Annotated in this window: 16 protein-coding genes and 1 rRNA gene; 16 read left to right on the forward strand and 1 reads right to left on the reverse strand. The window is 54.2% G+C overall.

The features are described 5' to 3' along the window. Positions 1-8: 8 nt before the first annotated feature. Positions 9-125 (forward strand): 5S ribosomal RNA (gene rrf / locus WMW72_RS32785). 67 nt (positions 126-192) lie between these two features. Here rrf and pdaA read toward each other — a convergent pair. Next, complete coding sequence (gene pdaA / locus WMW72_RS32790) at positions 193-987, reverse strand: delta-lactam-biosynthetic de-N-acetylase (RefSeq protein ID WP_341419809.1); 795 nt, start codon at positions 985-987, stop codon at positions 193-195. Positions 988-1,384: 397 nt separating this feature from the next. On the opposite strand from pdaA, the gene WMW72_RS32795 reads away from it, so the two are divergent. The 15 genes from WMW72_RS32795 to rlmB all read left to right on the forward strand — a co-directional run bounded on the left by WMW72_RS32795 (position 1,385) and on the right by rlmB (position 17,561). Then, positions 1,385-1,846: a CtsR family transcriptional regulator gene (locus WMW72_RS32795; RefSeq protein ID WP_341419810.1), complete on the forward strand. Its 462-nt coding sequence runs from the start codon at positions 1,385-1,387 to the stop codon at positions 1,844-1,846. Positions 1,847-1,884: 38 nt separating this feature from the next. Beyond that, entirely contained in the window at positions 1,885-2,421 is a 537-nt protein-coding gene (gene mcsA, locus WMW72_RS32800; protein ID WP_341419811.1) for a protein-arginine kinase activator protein McsA, read from the forward strand. Positions 2,422-2,434: 13 nt separating this feature from the next. Further along, on the forward strand, positions 2,435-3,511 hold the full coding sequence (gene mcsB / locus WMW72_RS32805) for a protein-arginine kinase McsB (protein ID WP_341419812.1): 1,077 nt from the start codon (positions 2,435-2,437) through the stop codon (positions 3,509-3,511). A gap of 65 nt (positions 3,512-3,576) precedes the next feature. Beyond that, positions 3,577-6,021, forward strand: a complete 2,445-nt coding sequence (gene clpC / locus WMW72_RS32810; RefSeq protein ID WP_341419813.1) for an ATP-dependent protease ATP-binding subunit ClpC — start codon at positions 3,577-3,579, stop codon at positions 6,019-6,021. A 164-nt stretch (positions 6,022-6,185) separates the two neighbouring features. After that, the gene (gene radA / locus WMW72_RS32815) at positions 6,186-7,553 is read left to right on the forward strand and encodes a DNA repair protein RadA (RefSeq protein ID WP_341419814.1); all 1,368 of its coding nucleotides are present in this window, start codon (positions 6,186-6,188) and stop codon (positions 7,551-7,553) included. A 115-nt stretch (positions 7,554-7,668) separates the two neighbouring features. Beyond that, positions 7,669-8,718 (forward strand): DNA integrity scanning diadenylate cyclase DisA, encoded by a 1,050-nt coding sequence (gene disA, locus WMW72_RS32820; RefSeq protein WP_341419865.1) that lies wholly within the window; start codon positions 7,669-7,671, stop codon positions 8,716-8,718. A gap of 75 nt (positions 8,719-8,793) precedes the next feature. Next, entirely contained in the window at positions 8,794-9,531 is a 738-nt protein-coding gene (pssA, locus tag WMW72_RS32825; RefSeq protein ID WP_341419815.1) for a CDP-diacylglycerol--serine O-phosphatidyltransferase, read from the forward strand. A 172-nt stretch (positions 9,532-9,703) separates the two neighbouring features. Next, on the forward strand, positions 9,704-10,804 hold the full coding sequence (locus WMW72_RS32830; RefSeq protein WP_341419816.1) for a PIN/TRAM domain-containing protein: 1,101 nt from the start codon (positions 9,704-9,706) through the stop codon (positions 10,802-10,804). A gap of 124 nt (positions 10,805-10,928) precedes the next feature. Then, entirely contained in the window at positions 10,929-11,636 is a 708-nt protein-coding gene (gene ispD / locus WMW72_RS32835; RefSeq protein WP_341419866.1) for a 2-C-methyl-D-erythritol 4-phosphate cytidylyltransferase, read from the forward strand. After that, the gene (gene ispF, locus WMW72_RS32840; RefSeq protein WP_341419817.1) at positions 11,633-12,118 is read left to right on the forward strand and encodes a 2-C-methyl-D-erythritol 2,4-cyclodiphosphate synthase; all 486 of its coding nucleotides are present in this window, start codon (positions 11,633-11,635) and stop codon (positions 12,116-12,118) included. Before ispD ends, ispF begins: the two co-directional genes overlap by 4 nt. Positions 12,119-12,148: 30 nt before the next feature. After that, positions 12,149-13,600, forward strand: coding sequence for a glutamate--tRNA ligase (gltX, locus tag WMW72_RS32845; protein WP_341419818.1), 1,452 nt, complete (start codon positions 12,149-12,151; stop codon positions 13,598-13,600). Positions 13,601-14,053: 453 nt separating this feature from the next. Continuing rightward, positions 14,054-14,716 (forward strand): serine O-acetyltransferase, encoded by a 663-nt coding sequence (gene cysE, locus WMW72_RS32850; protein WP_341419819.1) that lies wholly within the window; start codon positions 14,054-14,056, stop codon positions 14,714-14,716. Beyond that, positions 14,706-16,103, forward strand: a complete 1,398-nt coding sequence (gene cysS / locus WMW72_RS32855; RefSeq protein WP_341419820.1) for a cysteine--tRNA ligase — start codon at positions 14,706-14,708, stop codon at positions 16,101-16,103. The genes cysE and cysS overlap by 11 nt, the downstream gene beginning before the upstream one ends. A gap of 149 nt (positions 16,104-16,252) precedes the next feature. After that, positions 16,253-16,702, forward strand: a complete 450-nt coding sequence (locus WMW72_RS32860; protein ID WP_423227633.1) for a Mini-ribonuclease 3 — start codon at positions 16,253-16,255, stop codon at positions 16,700-16,702. Positions 16,703-16,820: 118 nt separating this feature from the next. Continuing rightward, a complete protein-coding gene (rlmB, locus tag WMW72_RS32865; protein ID WP_341419821.1) occupies positions 16,821-17,561 on the forward strand; it encodes a 23S rRNA (guanosine(2251)-2'-O)-methyltransferase RlmB in 741 nt (246 codons plus the stop codon). Positions 17,562-17,589: the final 28 nt, after the last annotated feature.

Below are 17,589 nucleotides of genomic sequence, written 5' to 3' on the forward strand. Positions count from 1 at the left end.
ATTACAGGTTTGGTGATGATGGCGGAAGGGAACCACGCGTACCCATCCCGAACACGAACGTTAAGCCTTCCAGCGTCGATGGTACTTGGACCGCAGGGTCCTGGGAGAGTAGAACGTCGCCAAGCTAATAAAGACAGCCCGTATGGATTTAACTCCATACGGGCTGTCTTTGCATATATGCGTGCATCGAGTTTAGGGCCTGCGGACCGTCATCTCATCCAAGCTTTTGAACACATAGCCCTGCTGGCGGGCTGCGTCGATGATGGCACCCAGTGCCTCTGTGTTGTCCTTGGATACCGAGTGCAGCAGCAGCACGGCTCCAGGGTGTAGTTGAGCCATCACTTTGTCATAAGCGTGTTTCCAGCCTCTTTGGTCCTTCGTATCCCAGTCCCTGTAGGCGACTGACCAGAATACATTGGTATACCCCAGCTCCTTGCTAACCGCCAGCGACCGCTCGTTGAAAATTCCCCGGGGCGTACGCAGGTAAGGCATCTCTTGCTGACCAGTCACGGCTGCGACCTCTGTTTTTACCTTATTCAGCTCTTCACGAATACGTTCGGCAGAGATTTGGCTCATATCGGGATGATGCCACGAATGATTCCCGATCAGATGGCCCTCGGCTTTCATCCGTTTGAGCAGTTCGGCTTGCTCCTTCACATAATGACCGGTTACAAAGAAAATAGCGGGCACCTGCTTTTCCTTCAGGACATCCAGGATGCGAGAGGTAAACCCGTTTTCATATCCATTATCGAAGGTGAGGAAGAGCTCTTTTTGGCTGGGGTCTCCCGTGAAAATAGCCCCGTATTTCTGTAGGAGCGGTTTGAAGCCTTCTTCATCAATGGAAGGATCCCGGCCGTTGACGCTTTTCTTAAATCCAAAATGATAGGCAACGTCAGCATGCACGGAATCCGGAAGGGCACATACGGTAAATAGGCAGACGGTTAATATTGTCACGACAAGCATCCAACGGCAGCGGTTCTGCTTCAATCCATATTCCTCCTGATCTCCTGAGAATAGTTAGAGTCACCCTCTGTAAATGTCTCGATTTACTATCTCACAAGATACAGGGCAGCATGTATGGAGTGCCGGGTAAGGCAGCTTTATTTGTTGGCAGTATAGGCAGTTACTTGGTAATGGCGCAGGAATTGGTCGTTCCCCGTTCGTTAGCCTGCCCAGGGGATGTGCATACTGAGAACTATAACGTATACCTAATTAAAGACTCAGCTGTATCCCCAAAAATACGCCGAAAATAGGCTTAAAGAAGGTGTTTCCGGAATTGTTGCATTCTTCAGAAAATCTGCTATAATGTTACTAAAGTCAAAGAAAGTCAAAGTCAGAAATTGACGAATTGTGTTCTCAACTTTTGTCTTGGAGGTTGAACAGATTGCGCAGTGTTTCAGAGATGATTGAGCAGCATCTGAAGCAAATCATGCAGCAAAGCCCTGATGGCGTGATCGAAATCCAGCGTAATGATCTGGCCGATCAATTTAATTGCGTACCCTCGCAAATCAATTATGTCATCAGCACGCGCTTTACTCTCGAGAAGGGGTATATTGTCGAAAGCAAGCGGGGTGGCGGAGGCTATGTGCGTATTCAGAAGGTCGTGCTTCATTCTCATGGCACCGTGCTTGACTTCATTTTCCAGAATGTAGGCAATCACATCGACCAGACGACATCCGAAGGCTTGCTGTATCAGCTGGAGGAAGGCGGATTTGTCACAGCCCGTGAGGCTGCGCTGATGAAGGCCGCTGTAGCCCGTGAGGTGCTTGCCCTGAAGCTTCCGCTGCGCGACGAGATACGTGCCAGAATGCTGAAGGCGATGATGGTTTGCTTGCTCAGCAAGTAGCTTGAGGGTCCTTATATAACGCCGAAGGAGGGACTGCTTTGATTTGCCAGGAATGCGGGAAGAAGCAGGCGACACTTCATTTTACGAAGATCTTGAACGGCGAGAAGACGGAGTTCCATATCTGCGAGTCCTGCGCACGGGAGAAAGGGGAGCTCATCCCTGGAACCCCTGGCGGATTTTCGATCCATAATTTATTAAGCGGGCTGCTTGATTTCGAGCCTTCCTCGCATAACCAGTCATCAGCGAACAAGGTACAACCGACCCGTTGTGATCATTGCGGTCTTACTTACAGCCAGTTCAGTAAGGTGGGGCGGTTCGGCTGCAGCGAATGCTACAAGCATTTCAATGAGAAGCTGGACCCATTGTTCAAGCGGGTGCATGGAAATACAACCCATACAGGTAAGGTTCCCAAGCGTTCTGGAGGGTTAATAAAGCTCAAACGGGAAATCGAAGTTCTGAAGAAAGACCTGCACGACCGCATTGAGCAGGAGGAGTTCGAAGAAGCAGCCAAGCTGCGGGATCAGATCCGGGAGCTAGAGAAGCAGGCGTCGGAAAGCCAGACAGCAGGGGAATAAGGAGGAGTACCCTATGACGGAAGCGCAACGCTTCACGGAGCATGCATTAAGCGATTGGATGAAGGAGGAAGGTCCGGACTCGGATATCGTCATCAGCACGCGCATACGAATTGCCCGTAATGTGGGGGCTTATCCCTTCCCCATGCTATCGACGAATCAGCAGTCTCAAGAGGTGCTGGAGCGCATTGGTGGCGTAGTAGGCAATGACGATCTGGATACGATCAGCCGCTTCACGCTGCTGCCTCTGTCGGAGCTCGGTGAGCTAGAACGCCGGGTGCTGGTCGAGAAGCATCTGATAAGTCCGGCACTGGCTGACGAATCGCGCAACGGAGCAGTTATTCTGTCGGATAATGAATCCATCAGCATCATGGTGAATGAAGAGGATCATCTGCGAATACAATGCTTGTGCCCCGGGTTTCAGATTAAGGAAGCTTGGGACCTCGCCAATCAGATCGACGATATTTTCGAGGTTCAACTCGAGTATGCCTTCGACGAGAAGCGAGGCTATATGACAAGCTGCCCAACCAATGTCGGAACGGGGATTCGTGCTTCGGTGATGATTCATCTTCCGGCCCTGGTGCTTACGCAGCAGATCAACCGGATATTGTCGGCCATTACCCAGGTAGGTCTGGCTGTGCGAGGACTGTATGGGGAAGGGAGCGAGGCGCTAGGCAATCTGTTCCAGATTTCCAATCAGATTACCCTCGGGCAGTCAGAGGAAGAAATCATCGATAACCTGCACAGCGTGGTCCGGCAGATTATCGAGCATGAACGCGCAGCTCGGTATAAGCTCTCTGTCGAGAACAGAGCTAAAATTCTGGACCGGGTCAGCCGTTCCTTCGGCATTTTGTCCTATGCGGCGATTATGGATTCCAAGGAAGCGGCACAGCGGCTATCCGATGTAAGGCTTGGCATAGATCTGGGTTTTATCAAAAAAGTGCCGCCGCAAGTGCTCAATGAGCTGCTTGTGATGACGCAACCCGGTTTTTTGCAGCAGTTAGCAGGAGAAAAGCTATCGCCTGAAGAAAGAGACATTAGAAGAGCGCAGCTGATCCGTGACAAGATGTCCGAATCGGACGAAGTCAGCTAACACCAAGAGCTTCATTCGCAGCAAATAATCGAAATCGATTTTTACCAATCTTGGAGGTGTTACTCATGATGTTTGGCAGATTTACGGAACGCGCGCAGAAAGTGTTATCGTTGGCTCAAGAGGAAGCTGTCCGTTTGGGACATAACAATATCGGAACTGAGCACATCCTGCTTGGATTGATCAGGGAAGGCGAGGGCATTGCCGCTAAAGCGTTGATCGCGCTCGGCCTGGGACTGGAGAAGATCCAGGATGAAGTGGAATCCCTGATCGGGCGTGGACAGGAGCAGCCGACCAACATCGCCTACACGCCTCGCGCCAAGAAGGTCATCGAGCTCTCGATGGATGAAGCCCGCAAGTTGGGACATACGTACGTGGGTACTGAGCATATCCTGCTGGGGCTCATTCGCGAAGGCGAAGGCGTAGCCGCCCGCGTGCTCAATAATCTGGGCGTCAGCCTGAACAAGGCGCGCCAGCAAGTGTTGCAGCTGCTCGGCAGCAGCGAAGTTGTTTCGCCTAGCCACGGCAATCCGGTGAACGTCAATACACCGACGCTGGATGGCCTCGCACGCGATCTGACCGCCTATGCCAAGGACGGCAACCTCGATCCGGTTATCGGCCGCAGCAAGGAGATTGAGCGCGTCATCCAGGTGCTGAGCCGCCGCACGAAGAACAATCCCGTGCTGATCGGAGAGCCTGGAGTAGGTAAAACCGCGATTGCGGAAGGCCTCGCTCAAAAAATTATCGCAAACGAAATTCCCGAAACTCTGCGCGACAAGCGCGTGATGACGCTCGATATGGGCTCTGTTGTTGCCGGAACCAAATACCGCGGTGAGTTTGAAGACCGCTTGAAAAAAATTATGGATGAGATTCGCCAGGCCGGAAACATCATTTTGTTCATTGATGAGCTTCATACGCTGATCGGTGCAGGCGGTGCAGAGGGTGCGATTGACGCTTCGAATATTTTGAAGCCATCCCTAGCCCGCGGCGAGCTGCAATGCATCGGGGCCACGACGCTGGACGAATACCGTAAATATATTGAGAAAGACGCTGCTCTGGAGCGCAGATTCCAGCCGATTACGGTGGATCAGCCTTCTCCGGAAGAAGCGATTCAGATTCTGCACGGCTTGCGCGATCGCTATGAGGCGCATCACCGGGTGAAAATTACAGACGAGGCGATCGAGCAAGCCGTCAAGCTGTCGGACCGTTATATTACGGACCGGTTCCTGCCGGATAAGGCGATCGATCTGATCGACGAGGCCAGCTCCAAGGTAAGACTTCACTCCTACACGGTACCGCCTGATCTTAAGAAGCTAGAAAACAAGCTGGAGGATATCCGCAAGGAGAAGGACGCTGCCGTGCAGAGCCAGGAGTTCGAGAAGGCCGCTTCGCTCCGCGATACGGAGCAGAAGATGCGTGAAGAGCTGGATACGACCAAGAACGAGTGGAAAGAGAAGCAGGGCCGCACGGACTCCGAGGTAACACCGGAGGATATCGCTCAGGTCGTCGCGAGCTGGACGGGGATTCCGGTCGTCAAGCTGGCGGAAGAAGAAACTGAGCGTCTGCTGAAGATGGAATCGATTCTTCATGACCGGGTTATCGGTCAGGATGAAGCCGTCAAAGCCGTCAGCCGTGCGATCCGCCGCGCCAGAGCCGGTCTGAAGGATCCGAAGCGTCCTATGGGCTCCTTCATCTTCCTGGGGCCGACAGGCGTTGGTAAAACCGAGCTGGCAAGGGCGCTCGCCGAATCGCTCTTCGGCGATGAGAATGCGGTCATCCGCATCGATATGTCCGAATACATGGAGAAGCATTCGACGTCACGTCTGGTCGGAGCGCCTCCAGGATATGTCGGCTACGAGGAAGGCGGTCAACTGACCGAGAAGGTTCGCCGCAAGCCTTACTCCGTCGTGCTGCTGGACGAAGTGGAGAAGGCGCATCCTGAAGTCTTCAATATTTTGCTGCAGGTACTGGAGGATGGCCGTTTGACTGACTCCAAGGGCCGCACGGTCGATTTCCGCAATACCTTGATTATCATGACCTCCAACGTTGGGGCTGATGTGATCAAGAAGAACTCGACGCTAGGCTTCACCGCCACGATCGATTCGGGCCGCGAATACGGCAACATGAAGGATAAAGTGATGGGCGAGCTGAAAAAGAGCTTCCGTCCGGAATTCCTGAACCGGATCGACGAGATCATCGTGTTCCATTCCCTGGATGAGCAGCATATTGCTGAGATTGTCACGCTGATGGCTGATGATCTGCGCAAGCGGCTCAAGGAGCAGGAGGTAGACTTCGTGCTTACCGATGCAGCCAAGGCTTTCCTGGCCAAGGAAGGGTACGATCCTAGCTTCGGTGCGAGACCGCTCCGCCGGGCGATTCAGAAGCATATCGAGGACCGGTTGTCCGAGGAGCTGCTTCGCGGCAACATTACCAAAGGCGATAAGTTGACGATTGATGAGAAAGACGGAGAGCTGGTCGTCGAGCGAAATCAAGGCGTTAGCACGGAAGCTTAAGATAATAAGGCCATGCTTTACCGACACCTGCCGTACCGGACAACCGGACGGCGGGTGTTTTTTGCCTGTTTGCCTACTTTATTTGCTCAACCTGAGGCCCGAAGGGTTTTCTTTGCCTCATCGTCATGGTAAACTTTGTAATGGAACTTGAGGTGACAGCAGTTATGGTTAAAACAAAAACAAAATTTTATTGCGAGCAGTGCGGATACGAATCGGCAAAGTGGCTTGGCAAGTGTCCGGGCTGCGAGGCTTGGAATACATTTGTGGAAGAAATCGAAACGATCAGCAAGTCGAGGGGCGCAGGCACTTCGATTTCCAATAAGAAAGAAAAGCCGATTTCGATCATAAATATAGAGAGCAGCGAGGAAACGCGCGTCATCACGGGCAACCAGGAGTTGAACAGGGTGCTGGGCGGCGGGCTGGTGCCGGGTTCGCTAATCCTCGTAGGAGGCGATCCGGGCATCGGGAAGTCCACGCTGCTTCTGCAGACCTCGCATGAGCTGACGGAGCAGCAGCTGAAGGTGCTGTATATATCCGGCGAGGAATCGGTCAGGCAGACGAAGCTTAGGGCCGACCGGCTGCAAGCTGTATCTCCGCTGTTATTTGTCCTCAGCGAAACAAATGTGGAGCTGATCGAAGCGGCGATTGACGAGGTGCAGCCTGACTTCGTCGTCATCGACTCGATTCAGACTGTCTTTCATCCGGCCGTGACCTCGGCCCCTGGAAGCGTATCCCAGGTCAGAGAATGTACCGGTCATTTTATGCGTATCGCGAAGGTCCGAGGTATTGCAACGGTGCTAGTTGGTCATGTTACTAAAGAGGGTGCGATTGCCGGACCAAGGCTCCTCGAGCATATGGTCGATTGCGTGCTTTATTTCGAAGGAGAACGGCATCATTCGTATAGGGTGCTGCGGGCGGTGAAGAACCGCTTCGGATCGACCAATGAGATCGGCATATTCGAAATGCGCGAGAGCGGTCTCGTCGAAGTTAGCAACCCTTCCGAGCTATTCCTCTCCGAACGCCCGCTGGGCGTGGCCGGGTCTACCGTCGTCGCCAGTATGGAGGGAACTCGTCCGGTGCTGGTGGAACTGCAGGCGCTCATCTCATCGACGAACTTTCCATCGCCGCGGCGGATGGCAACCGGTTACGATCATAACAGGCTGTCGCTGATTATTGCGGTGCTGGAGAAGCGTATGGGCATGTTTCTACAAAATCAGGATGCTTATCTAAATATAGCCGGCGGCGTCAAGCTGGATGAACCGGCAGTGGATCTGGCGGTTGCCGTCAGCATTGCTTCCAGCTTTCGTGATCAGCCGACCCAGCCCTTCGATGTCGTATTCGGAGAGGTGGGTCTGACTGGCGAGGTCCGTGGCGTATCCCGTGTCGACCAGAGGGTCCGAGAGGCGCAGAAGCTGGGCTTCAAACGGGTCATTATGCCGGAGAAAAGCTTGAAGGGGTGGACGCCGCCCCCGGGTATCGAGATCATAGGCGTACAGACGGTGGCACAGGCACTGTCTGCCGCATTGGTATAGGTCTTACAGGAGGTTCCCCAAAGCCGTATGAACGGGACTTTGGGGCCCGCATTTATAGTCGTCAGGAAGTCAGGAGGGACAAAGCTTGAGCAGGGAAGATGCAAAACGCGATGTGATGAGCCAACTGTTGCAGTTGGTGGCGCCGGGGACGCCGTTTCGCGACGGACTGGAGAATGTACTTCGCGCCAAAACGGGCGGACTGATCGTAGTCGGGTATAGCCCGGAGGTTATGGAAATTGTGGACGGGGGATTTTCGATTAACTGTGATTTTTCCCCTAACTATTTATACGAATTGGCCAAGATGGATGGTGCGATTATCCTGAGTGAGGATCTGAAGCGTATTCTGTATGCGAATACCCAATTGATCCCCGACTCATCGATCTCATCTACCGAGACGGGAATTCGCCACCGGACAGCGGAGCGGGTTGCGAAGCAGACCTCCAAGCTGGTCGTCTCCATCTCCCAACGGCGAAATGTAATCACGTTGTATCAGGGAACGCTGCGCTATGCGCTTAAGGATATCGGGGTCATCTTGACCAAGGCCAATCAGGCGATTCAGACGCTGGAGAAGTATAAGTCGGTGCTGGATCAGGATATGACCAATCTCGGGGCTTCCGAATTCGAGGAACTGGTCACGCTGCATGACGTAACCGGCGTCATTCAACGGATCGAGATGGTGCTGAGGATCAAGGCGGAGATTAACCGCTATATCAATGAGCTGGGCAATGAAGGCCGTCTCATCAGCATGCAGTTGGAAGAACTTGTAGGAAATACGGAACGTGAAGCGCTGCTGCTCGTAAAAGATTATATAAAGGAAGCGAACGAGGACAAAGTGAAAGATGTGTTCTCACAGCTCAAGCGGTCTGCCAATGATGAAATACTCGATCAGGCCCAAATTGCACGGGTGCTCGGATATCCGCATTTTTCTGCCAATGCGGAGGAAATTGTATCGCCGCGCGGCTACCGCGTGCTGAACAAGATCCCGAGGCTACCCACGATCATTATTCACAATCTGGTCGAGAGGTTCCAGCAGCTGCCTCATCTCATGATGGCAACGATCGGAGAACTGGATGAAGTCGATGGAATCGGGGAAGTGCGGGCACGGACTATTAAAGAAGGTTTGAAGCGCATCCAAGATCAGGTACTCATTGACAGACATATCTAACTTGCTTACAATCATAAGGTGACCTCATAGCAGGGACAGCATTGGGGCACAGTAAAACCAGAGGTGGACTAATCCATGATAACTAAATCTTTGCCCAATATCTTTACTATTGGGAATTTGTTCCTCGGGATCATCGCCATAATATCCGTGTTCAACAACAAACCGGAGCTGGCGGCGATCATGGTCATTGTAGCCATGCTGCTGGACGGCTTGGACGGACGGGTAGCCCGTGCGCTGAACGCCCAGAGCGAGTTCGGTAAAGAACTCGATTCCTTGTCCGATGTCATTTCTTTCGGCGTAGCGCCGGCCTTTATTATGTATGTGGTAGCTTTTACAGAGCTGAACACGGCTGCAGCGTGGATTGTAACAGCTGCATTCCCGATTTGCGGAGCGCTTCGTTTGGCCAGATTCAACGTAGTTGCCGGTACCCCGGGTTACTTCATCGGGCTTCCGATTCCTGCTGCTGGCGGCGTGCTGTGTACGCTCGCTCTCTTCCATCAAGAACTTAACACGTATGTGCTTTTATTATCGACGCTGCTTCTGTCCTACCTGATGGTAAGTACCGTCAAATATCCTAACTTTAAAAAAATCGGTATTCCGAAAGCCGCGATCTGGATTACTCCGATCGTTGTCGTCATCGCTGTTGTGCTGGCGATTCAGTTCCCGGGCACGTTGTCCAAGCTTATTTTCGTGCCGCTGCTCCTCTATGCGCTGTACGGGTTAAAAAAAAACGTTGATCGGTTCTTTGTTTCCCTCCGCAGAAAGCGGAAAAAAGAGCGGGAGGATACGGACTCCCAGACAACGATCATGTAAGGCCAGCATACCTATGGGCGGAAATGAAAAGCATTTATTTTCCTGATGGAGAATAGATGCTTTTTTATTTTCCGCTCATTTTTGTATTTTTTCTTCGCTTTCAGGGATTAGCGGACGGGCTTTTGGTTCATAATTGTAACGAAGAACTAGGAAATAAATGGAGGTGAAGTCTATGATGAACAAATGGTTCCAGCTTTTATTCGCCGTTATCGGAGGCGCCTTGGGTGTGCAGTGGAGCGATAAGCTCGGTACACCTGTATTTGAAGTCATAGCCTTGGTTACGGGAGTAGAAGCCGTAAGAGGGCAAGCCGTTTATATGTTCGTGGTGTTTGCTCTGGTCTTCTATTCCGTCAGCGCTTGGGCGATGAGCTATATGCTGAGTGCGATCCGGAGCGGGGAGGAGCGCATCGCCACGATCCCAATCATCGATCTGATCGCCGGGTCCTCCGGAATGGGCATCGGACTGCTGCTGTCCTCACTGCTGCTGCTGCCGCTGGAACGCACAGGCTATTCGAACCCGCTGCTGCATATGCTCGTGATTGGCGTTCTCGGCTATGCCGGATTCCGCTTGGGGCTGGTGAAGAAGGAAGAACTGCTGGCGATGCTGGAGAAGCGCGGTGAGGCTCGTGGACGGCGTGGGGCGCAAGGTGAAGTCAAGGGCTTCGAGGAGCACAAGATTTTGGACACCAGCGTTATTATTGACGGCAGAATCGCCGATATTTGCAAAACCGGCTTTATCGAGGGGACGCTGGTCATTCCGGAATTCGTGCTGGAGGAGCTGCAGCATATCGCGGACTCGTCCGATCTGCTCAAGCGCAACCGCGGCCGCCGCGGTCTCGATATTCTGAACAAGATTCAGAAAGAGCTGGATGTGAAGGTGCTGATCTATGAGGGAGACTTCGATGAGATTTCCGAAGTGGACAGCAAGCTGGTCAAGCTGGCCAAGGTACTTCGCGGCAAGGTGATTACCAATGACTTCAACCTGAATAAGGTGTGCGAGCTTCAGGGAGTATCCGTGCTGAATATCAATGATCTCGCCAACGCGGTGAAACCGGTCGTGCTGCCAGGTGAAGAAATACTCGTGCAAGTCATCAAGGACGGCAAGGAGCACGGGCAGGGCGTCGCTTATCTGGACGATGGTACGATGATTGTGGTGGAAGGCGGCCGCGAGTTTATCGGGACAACGCTGGATGTACTGGTAACCAGCGTGCTTCAGACATCCGCGGGCCGAATGATTTTTGCTAAGCCCAAGCTCTTGGAAAAAGCGCTCTGAACCGTTATGATAGAGTAGGCACGCACTCGTAAGCCAAGAATCCGTTTCATTCGGGTGCTTGAATTGACGGGTGAGAACACAGGTTCTCACGTGGTGCCAGACGGTTGGCAGGCAGGTGGACGGAATGAAGAGCAAGACAGGGGTTATCGTCGTAGCGGCCGGTAGAGGCACACGCATGGGCACGACGGAAAGCAAGCAGTATTTGCAATTAGACGACAAACCGATACTTATACATACGCTCCTATCCTTCGAACGCATGGAGTTCGTCGATACGATAGTGCTGGTAACAGGAGCAGGCGATGTGGACCGCTGCCGCGTCTGGGCCCGGCAGTATGGTCTCACCAAGACAATCGCTGTCATCAGCGGAGGCAAGGAGCGGCAGGACTCTGTGCATGAAGGCTTGAAGGCTCTGCCGCTCGGTATCGAATGGGTGCTCGTGCATGATGGGGTCCGTCCGTTTGCCGCTTCGCGTCACGTGAAGGCTTGCCTGGAGCGGGCGTATCTGACGGAAGCGGCAGTGCTAGCCGTACCGGTGAAGGATACGATCAAAATCGTGAACGGCGATGGCGTAATTGCAGCTACGCCGGAGCGCAGCAGCTTGTGGGCGATCCAAACCCCGCAAGCTTTTCGTTTTTCCTTGCTGCTGAACGCTCATGAGCGGGCGAGGCAGGAGGGCTTCACAGGCACTGACGATGCCATGCTCGTCGAGCGTCTGGGGAAGAATGTCTCTGTGGTGGAAAGCGACTATTACAACATCAAGATCACAACGCCGGAGGATCTGTCTTGGGCGGAGTGGATATTACGCAATGTCGGGAGAGAGGGAAACGAATGATTCGCGTGGGACAAGGCTTTGACGTGCATCAATTGGTAGAGGGCCGCAAATGCATCATCGGCGGCGTTGACATTCCGTATGAGAAAGGCTTGCTCGGGCATTCCGATGCCGATGTGCTGCTGCATGCATTGAGTGATGCGATTCTCGGAGCGCTGGCGATGGGAGACATCGGGAAGCACTTCCCGGATACGGCTGCCGAATATAAGGATGCGGACAGCTATGAGCTGCTGCTTCATGTATGGAAGCTGGCTACGGAAGCGGGCTATCGTCTCGGAAATACAGATCTGACGATTATTGCGCAGAAGCCGAAAATGGCCCCGTATATCCCGGCCATGGTGGAGAGAATCGCGGCTGCACTCGGTGCGGATGCCTCGCAGGTCAACGTGAAGGCGACGACGACCGAGCAGCTCGGCTTCACCGGACGTGGCGAAGGAATCGCGGTGCAGGCGATTGTTTGTCTGGTTCAAGGTGTGCTATCATAACACATTATAGTTTCTAGGGGGAGTCAGGGGATGGCAGACGTTCGCGTAAGATATGCGCCGAGTCCGACGGGACATTTGCATATCGGCGGTGCCCGCACGGCCTTATTTGATTATTTGTATGCCCGCAGGCAAGGGGGGCAATTTATCGTCCGTTTCGAGGATACGGATCAGACCCGGCACGTGGAGTCCGGGGTGGACAATCAGCTGGAAGGCTTGCGCTGGCTGGGCGTTGACTGGGATGAGAGCGTAGATATTGGCGGTCCGTACGGCCCTTACCGCCAGATGGAAAGACTGGACCTGTACCAGCCGTTCATTGATCAACTGCTGCGAGAAGGTCATGCTTATTATTGCTTCTGTACGGAGGCTGAGCTGGAAGCAGAACGCGCAGCCCAGGAAGCGGCGGGAGAGATGCCGATGTACTCCGGCAAGTGCCGCAGCTTGACTCCAGAAGAGCAGCAGCGTTACCGGGATGAGGGGCGTAAGCCTTCCATTCGCTTCCGTGTTCCTGAGAATAAGACGATTGCCTTCACGGACCGGATCCGCGAGCGGGTCGAGTTCGACTCGAACGGCATCGGCGACTTTATCATCGTGCGTCCAGATGGTATTCCGACCTATAACTTCGCGGTCATTCTGGATGACCATCTGATGAAAATTACACTTGTCATCCGGGGAGAAGAGCATCTGACCAATACGCCGCGCCAGATTATGATGTACGAGGCGTTAGGATTGCCGGTTCCTGAGTTTGCTCACCTGGCGCTGATCTTGAATGCCGACCGCAAGAAGATGAGTAAGCGGGATGAGTCGATCATTCAATTCATTCAGCAATACCAGTCGCTCGGGTACTTGCCGGAGGCGGTTGTTAACTTCATCGCGTTGCTCGGCTGGTCGCCGAAGGGCGAGGAAGAAATGTTCACCAAGGAAGAGCTGATCGCGCAGTTCGATCTCGACCGGGTTTCCAAAAGTCCGGCTGTCTTCGATATGGACAAGCTCAATTGGATGAATAATGCGTATATCAAGAAAGCGGACCCTGAGCGGATCGCTCTTCTAGCGCTGCCGCATCTGCAGCAGGCCGGGCTTCTTCCTGCCGAGCTCAGTGAGGAGCAGCAGACGTGGGCCCGCTCGTTGATCCGGCTGTACCAGGATCAGCTGCGTTACGCGGCCGAGATCGTGCCATTGTCCGAGTTGTTCTTCCGCGAGGACGTGCAGCTTGATGACGAAGCGGGGGCGTTGCTCGGTGAAGAGCATGCTCCTATCGTGCTTAGCAGCTTCCAGAAGCAAGCTGAGGCGGCGGCGGACTTTGGCGTCGATGCGATCAAGGGGCTGATCAAGGCGGTTCAGACCGAGACGGGCTATAAGGGCAAGCCGCTCTTCATGACGATCCGTGTCGCGCTGACCGGACAGATGCATGGACCGGACCTGAATATGACGATCCATCTCCTGGGACGTGATCAGGTGCTCGCGAGGCTCAAGAAGTTATTGTAATCCCCAGGCATTTCTGCTAACATCGTAAGCAAACCTAATATTCCACATGGCGTAGAACGGGAAAGTACGCAGAAGCGGCGGATTCACAGAGAGGATGACCGGCATCAGTAGCCGGCTGCAAGTCATCCATTCCACCATCGGCGGAAGTGCACCCGGGAGCCGTAAAGACGATCTGAACCAAGGGGATTCCTCGGGGGCAGGGTAGTTTTGCCGTACCGTTCACGATACGAACGATCGAGATGTGTATGTATGCCAATTTTGGCGGTAGCCAAAGAGGGCATGATGTGCGCAAGCAGAGTGGAACCGCGAATGAATACGCCTCTGCAGCCTATGGGCTGCAGAGGCTTTTTTGATTATACGGGCGCTGGTCAGGGCGTGCGACCAGGCGATTGGAGCGTGCCGCGAATGGGAAATGTAGCAGAAGTGGATACAAGGAAGAGGGGTCCTGTAGTCATGTTCGGCAGAATGAAGGAAGACATCGCGACGATTTTCGAGAACGATCCGGCCGCACGGGGTTGGTTTGAAGTGGTGTTTACCTACTCGGGGCTGCACGCCTTGTGGGCGCACCGGGTCGCTCACTGGGTTTACAAGCGCAAGTGGTACACGTTAGCGAGAGTAATCTCCCAGGCCAGCCGGTTCATGACCGGGATCGAGATCCATCCAGGCGCTGTCATCGGCCGGCGCTTCTTCATCGACCATGGGATGGGCGTCGTCATCGGGGAAACCTGTGAGATCGGCGATGATGTGCTGCTGTACCATGGAGTCACGCTGGGCGGCACGGGCAAGGAAAAGGGCAAGCGGCATCCGACTATCGGCAACAATGTGGTCATCTCGGCAGGGGCCAAGGTGACCGGTTCCTTCACAGTTGGCGATAACTCCCGAATCGGCACGAACGCGGTCGTATTATCCGAAGTTCCCGCTAACAGCACGGTGGTCGGCATTCCCGGACGCATCGTCAAGCGGGACGGTGTGCGGATCGGTCGGCTGGAGCATGACAAGCTGCCGGATCCCGTGATCGAGATGTTTAAGAATACGCAGGAGCAGATGGATGAATTGAAGAGGAAATTGGAAATGCTGGAACATAAGAACGGAGGACATCAATCCCATGACGCTTAAATTATTCAATACGATGGCTCGCCGCAAGGAAGAGTTCAAACCGCTCGAGCCGGGTAAGGTGAAAATGTACGTCTGTGGACCCACGGTGTACGATTACATCCATATCGGCAATGCACGGCCGGTTATTTTCTTCGATGTGGTACGCCGTTACCTGGAATACAGCGGGTATGAAGTGAAGTTAATCGTCAATTTTACCGATGTGGATGATAAGCTGATCCGTAAAGCGGCCGAGATGAATCTGACGGTGCCGGAAGTGGCCGATCTGTTCGTCCAGCATTACTACGAAGATACACGGGGGCTTGGTGTACGGGAAGCGACCGTACATCCGCGGGTTACGCAAAATATGACCGAAATTATCGAGTTTATCTCGGAGCTGGAGTCCAAGCAGCTCGCTTATGAGGCGGGCGGGGATGTGTTTTTCCGGACCGCGAATTTTGCCGAATACGGGAAGCTGTCCCAGCAGAATCTGGAGGAGCTGCAGTTCGGCATCCGGGTTGATGTGGACCAGCGCAAGGAGCATCCGCAGGATTTCGTACTCTGGAAGGCTGCCAAGCCGGGAGAGATCAGTTGGTCTAGCCCATGGGGAGAGGGTCGGCCGGGCTGGCATATCGAATGCTCGGCGATGGTACGCAAGTATCTCGGTGATACGATCGACATCCATGGTGGTGGTCAAGACTTAACCTTCCCGCATCATGAATGCGAGATTGCCCAATCCGAGGGGCTCACTGGGCACACAATGAGCAATTATTGGATGCATAACGGCTTCGTGAACATTAATAATGAGAAGATGTCCAAGTCACTCGGCAACGGAATCACGGTGCATCAATTGCTCAAAACACTTACGGCCGAGGTCATCCGTTACTTTATGCTGTCGGGCCATTACCGGAACCCGCTGAATTTCAGCGATGAAGCGGTCGAGCAGGCCCGGGGAAGCCTGGCTCGTCTCGAGAATTGCCGGTCAGCCTTGAAGCATCGCCTCAAGACGGCGGACGCCCCGCAAGCGGATAGCGATGTCGCCGCGGCTGCGGCTGAAGTACGGACGCAATTCGAGGCGAAGATGGACGATGATTTCAATACGCCGGATGCGATAACCGCGATGTTCGAGCTGGTTAATGTGGCGAACCCTTACTTGAACCGGGATCATGTCCATGCGGAGACGGTGAAGCTGCTGCTCAGTCACTTTGCCGCGATGAACGAGGTGCTGGGCATTATGACGAGCGACTCGGATGAACTGCTGGATGCAGAGATCGAACAACTGATCATCGATCGGACGGAAGCCCGTAAAAGCAAGAATTGGGCGCGGGCAGACGAAATCCGCGATCTGCTGACGGAGCGCGGCATCGTGCTGGAGGATACTCCGCAAGGCATCCGCTGGCGGCGCAAATGACGGGCGGCGAGTACAAGGAAGGCGTCAGGGAAGCGCTCGTGCGGACTTCTTCCTCAGAGGCTGCTGCTGAGGCGCAGCAGCCCGGTGAGCCATCGCCGGCTGGGAGTGAAGCGAGCGTTGCAGGCGGTCACAACGAGGCAGCCTCAGGGCTGACCTCTGCCAGTTCGCCAACTTCCGGGCCGGACCCGTTCGGTCTGAATTTATTCGCCTTCCCGCCCTCCCGGGCACCGAGGCTGCTCAACCCGCTGGTGCTGGCCTATGTAGGGGATGCCGTCTACGAGGTGTTCATCCGGCAGTATGTCGTCTCACTAACCAATCATAAGCCGGATCATCTTCACCGGCTGTCCACCAAGTACGTATCCGCCAAAGCGCAGGCCAGGGCGCTGACCCGCTGGCTCCCTCTTCTAACCGAGGAGGAATCGGATATCGTGAAGCGCGGCCGCAACGCCAAGTCCGGGACCACAGCCAAAAATGCTGACGTGCTGGAATACCGGCACAGCACGGCCTTCGAGTGTCTCATCGGCTATCTTTATTACTGCCAGCGCTGGGAGCGGCTGCGCTTCCTGCTCGATCTCGCTCTGGAGCGGGATGACGTCTGATCCGGATGCCGAGCCGAGAGTCACTATCCAACTACATGTCCGGTCGTTATCTGGCTGCATGCCGCAGCGCGTTTTGTCGAACGGACTCTAAATAACCGAAGAGAAGAGGAACATCATCGTGGAAGATTTCATTGGCGGCAAGCATTCCGTACTGGAAGCGCTCCGTTCGGGACGGACGGTTAACAAGATATGGATTGCCGAGCAGGCTCAGAAGCAGTTGACCCAACCGATTATTGCCGAAGCGAAGCAGCATGGCGTCATCGTCCAATTCGCAGATAAGCGGAAGCTGGACCAGATGGCCGAAGGGCTGCAGCATCAGGGGGTTGTTGCTCAGGTAGCTCCTTATGAGTATGTAGAAGTCGAGGATCTGCTCGCCCGGGCGGCAGAGAAGAACGAGGAGCCCTTCCTGCTGATTCTGGACGAGATCGAGGATCCTCATAACCTGGGCTCGATTCTGCGTACGGCTGACTGTACGGGGGTGCATGGTGTCATTATACCGAAGCGCCGATCCGCCGCCATAACGGCAACGGTATCCAAGACGTCCGCCGGAGCCGTGGAATACGTGCCGGTCGCACGGGTGACCAACCTGGCGCAGACGATCGAACTCCTCAAGGAGCGGGGCGTCTGGATCGCTGGAGCGGATGTTGGGGCCAAGGCTCCGATCTACCAGACGAATCTGAACCTGCCGCTCGCGATCGTGATCGGGAATGAGGGTAAGGGCATCGGCCGGCTAATCCGGGAGAAGTGCGATTTCCTGCTGCAGCTTCCGATGTTCGGCCATATTAATTCACTGAATGCTTCAGTGGCCGCCTCCGTATTCATGTACGAAGTGGTTCGCCAGCGGCAAGCGGTCAAATGACGGACCGAAAGTCCCGGGCTTTCGGCAG

It is taken from the genome of Paenibacillus filicis (genome assembly GCF_038070315.1).
GTDB classification, from domain to species: Bacteria; Bacillota; Bacilli; order Paenibacillales; family NBRC-103111; genus Paenibacillus_G; species Paenibacillus_G filicis.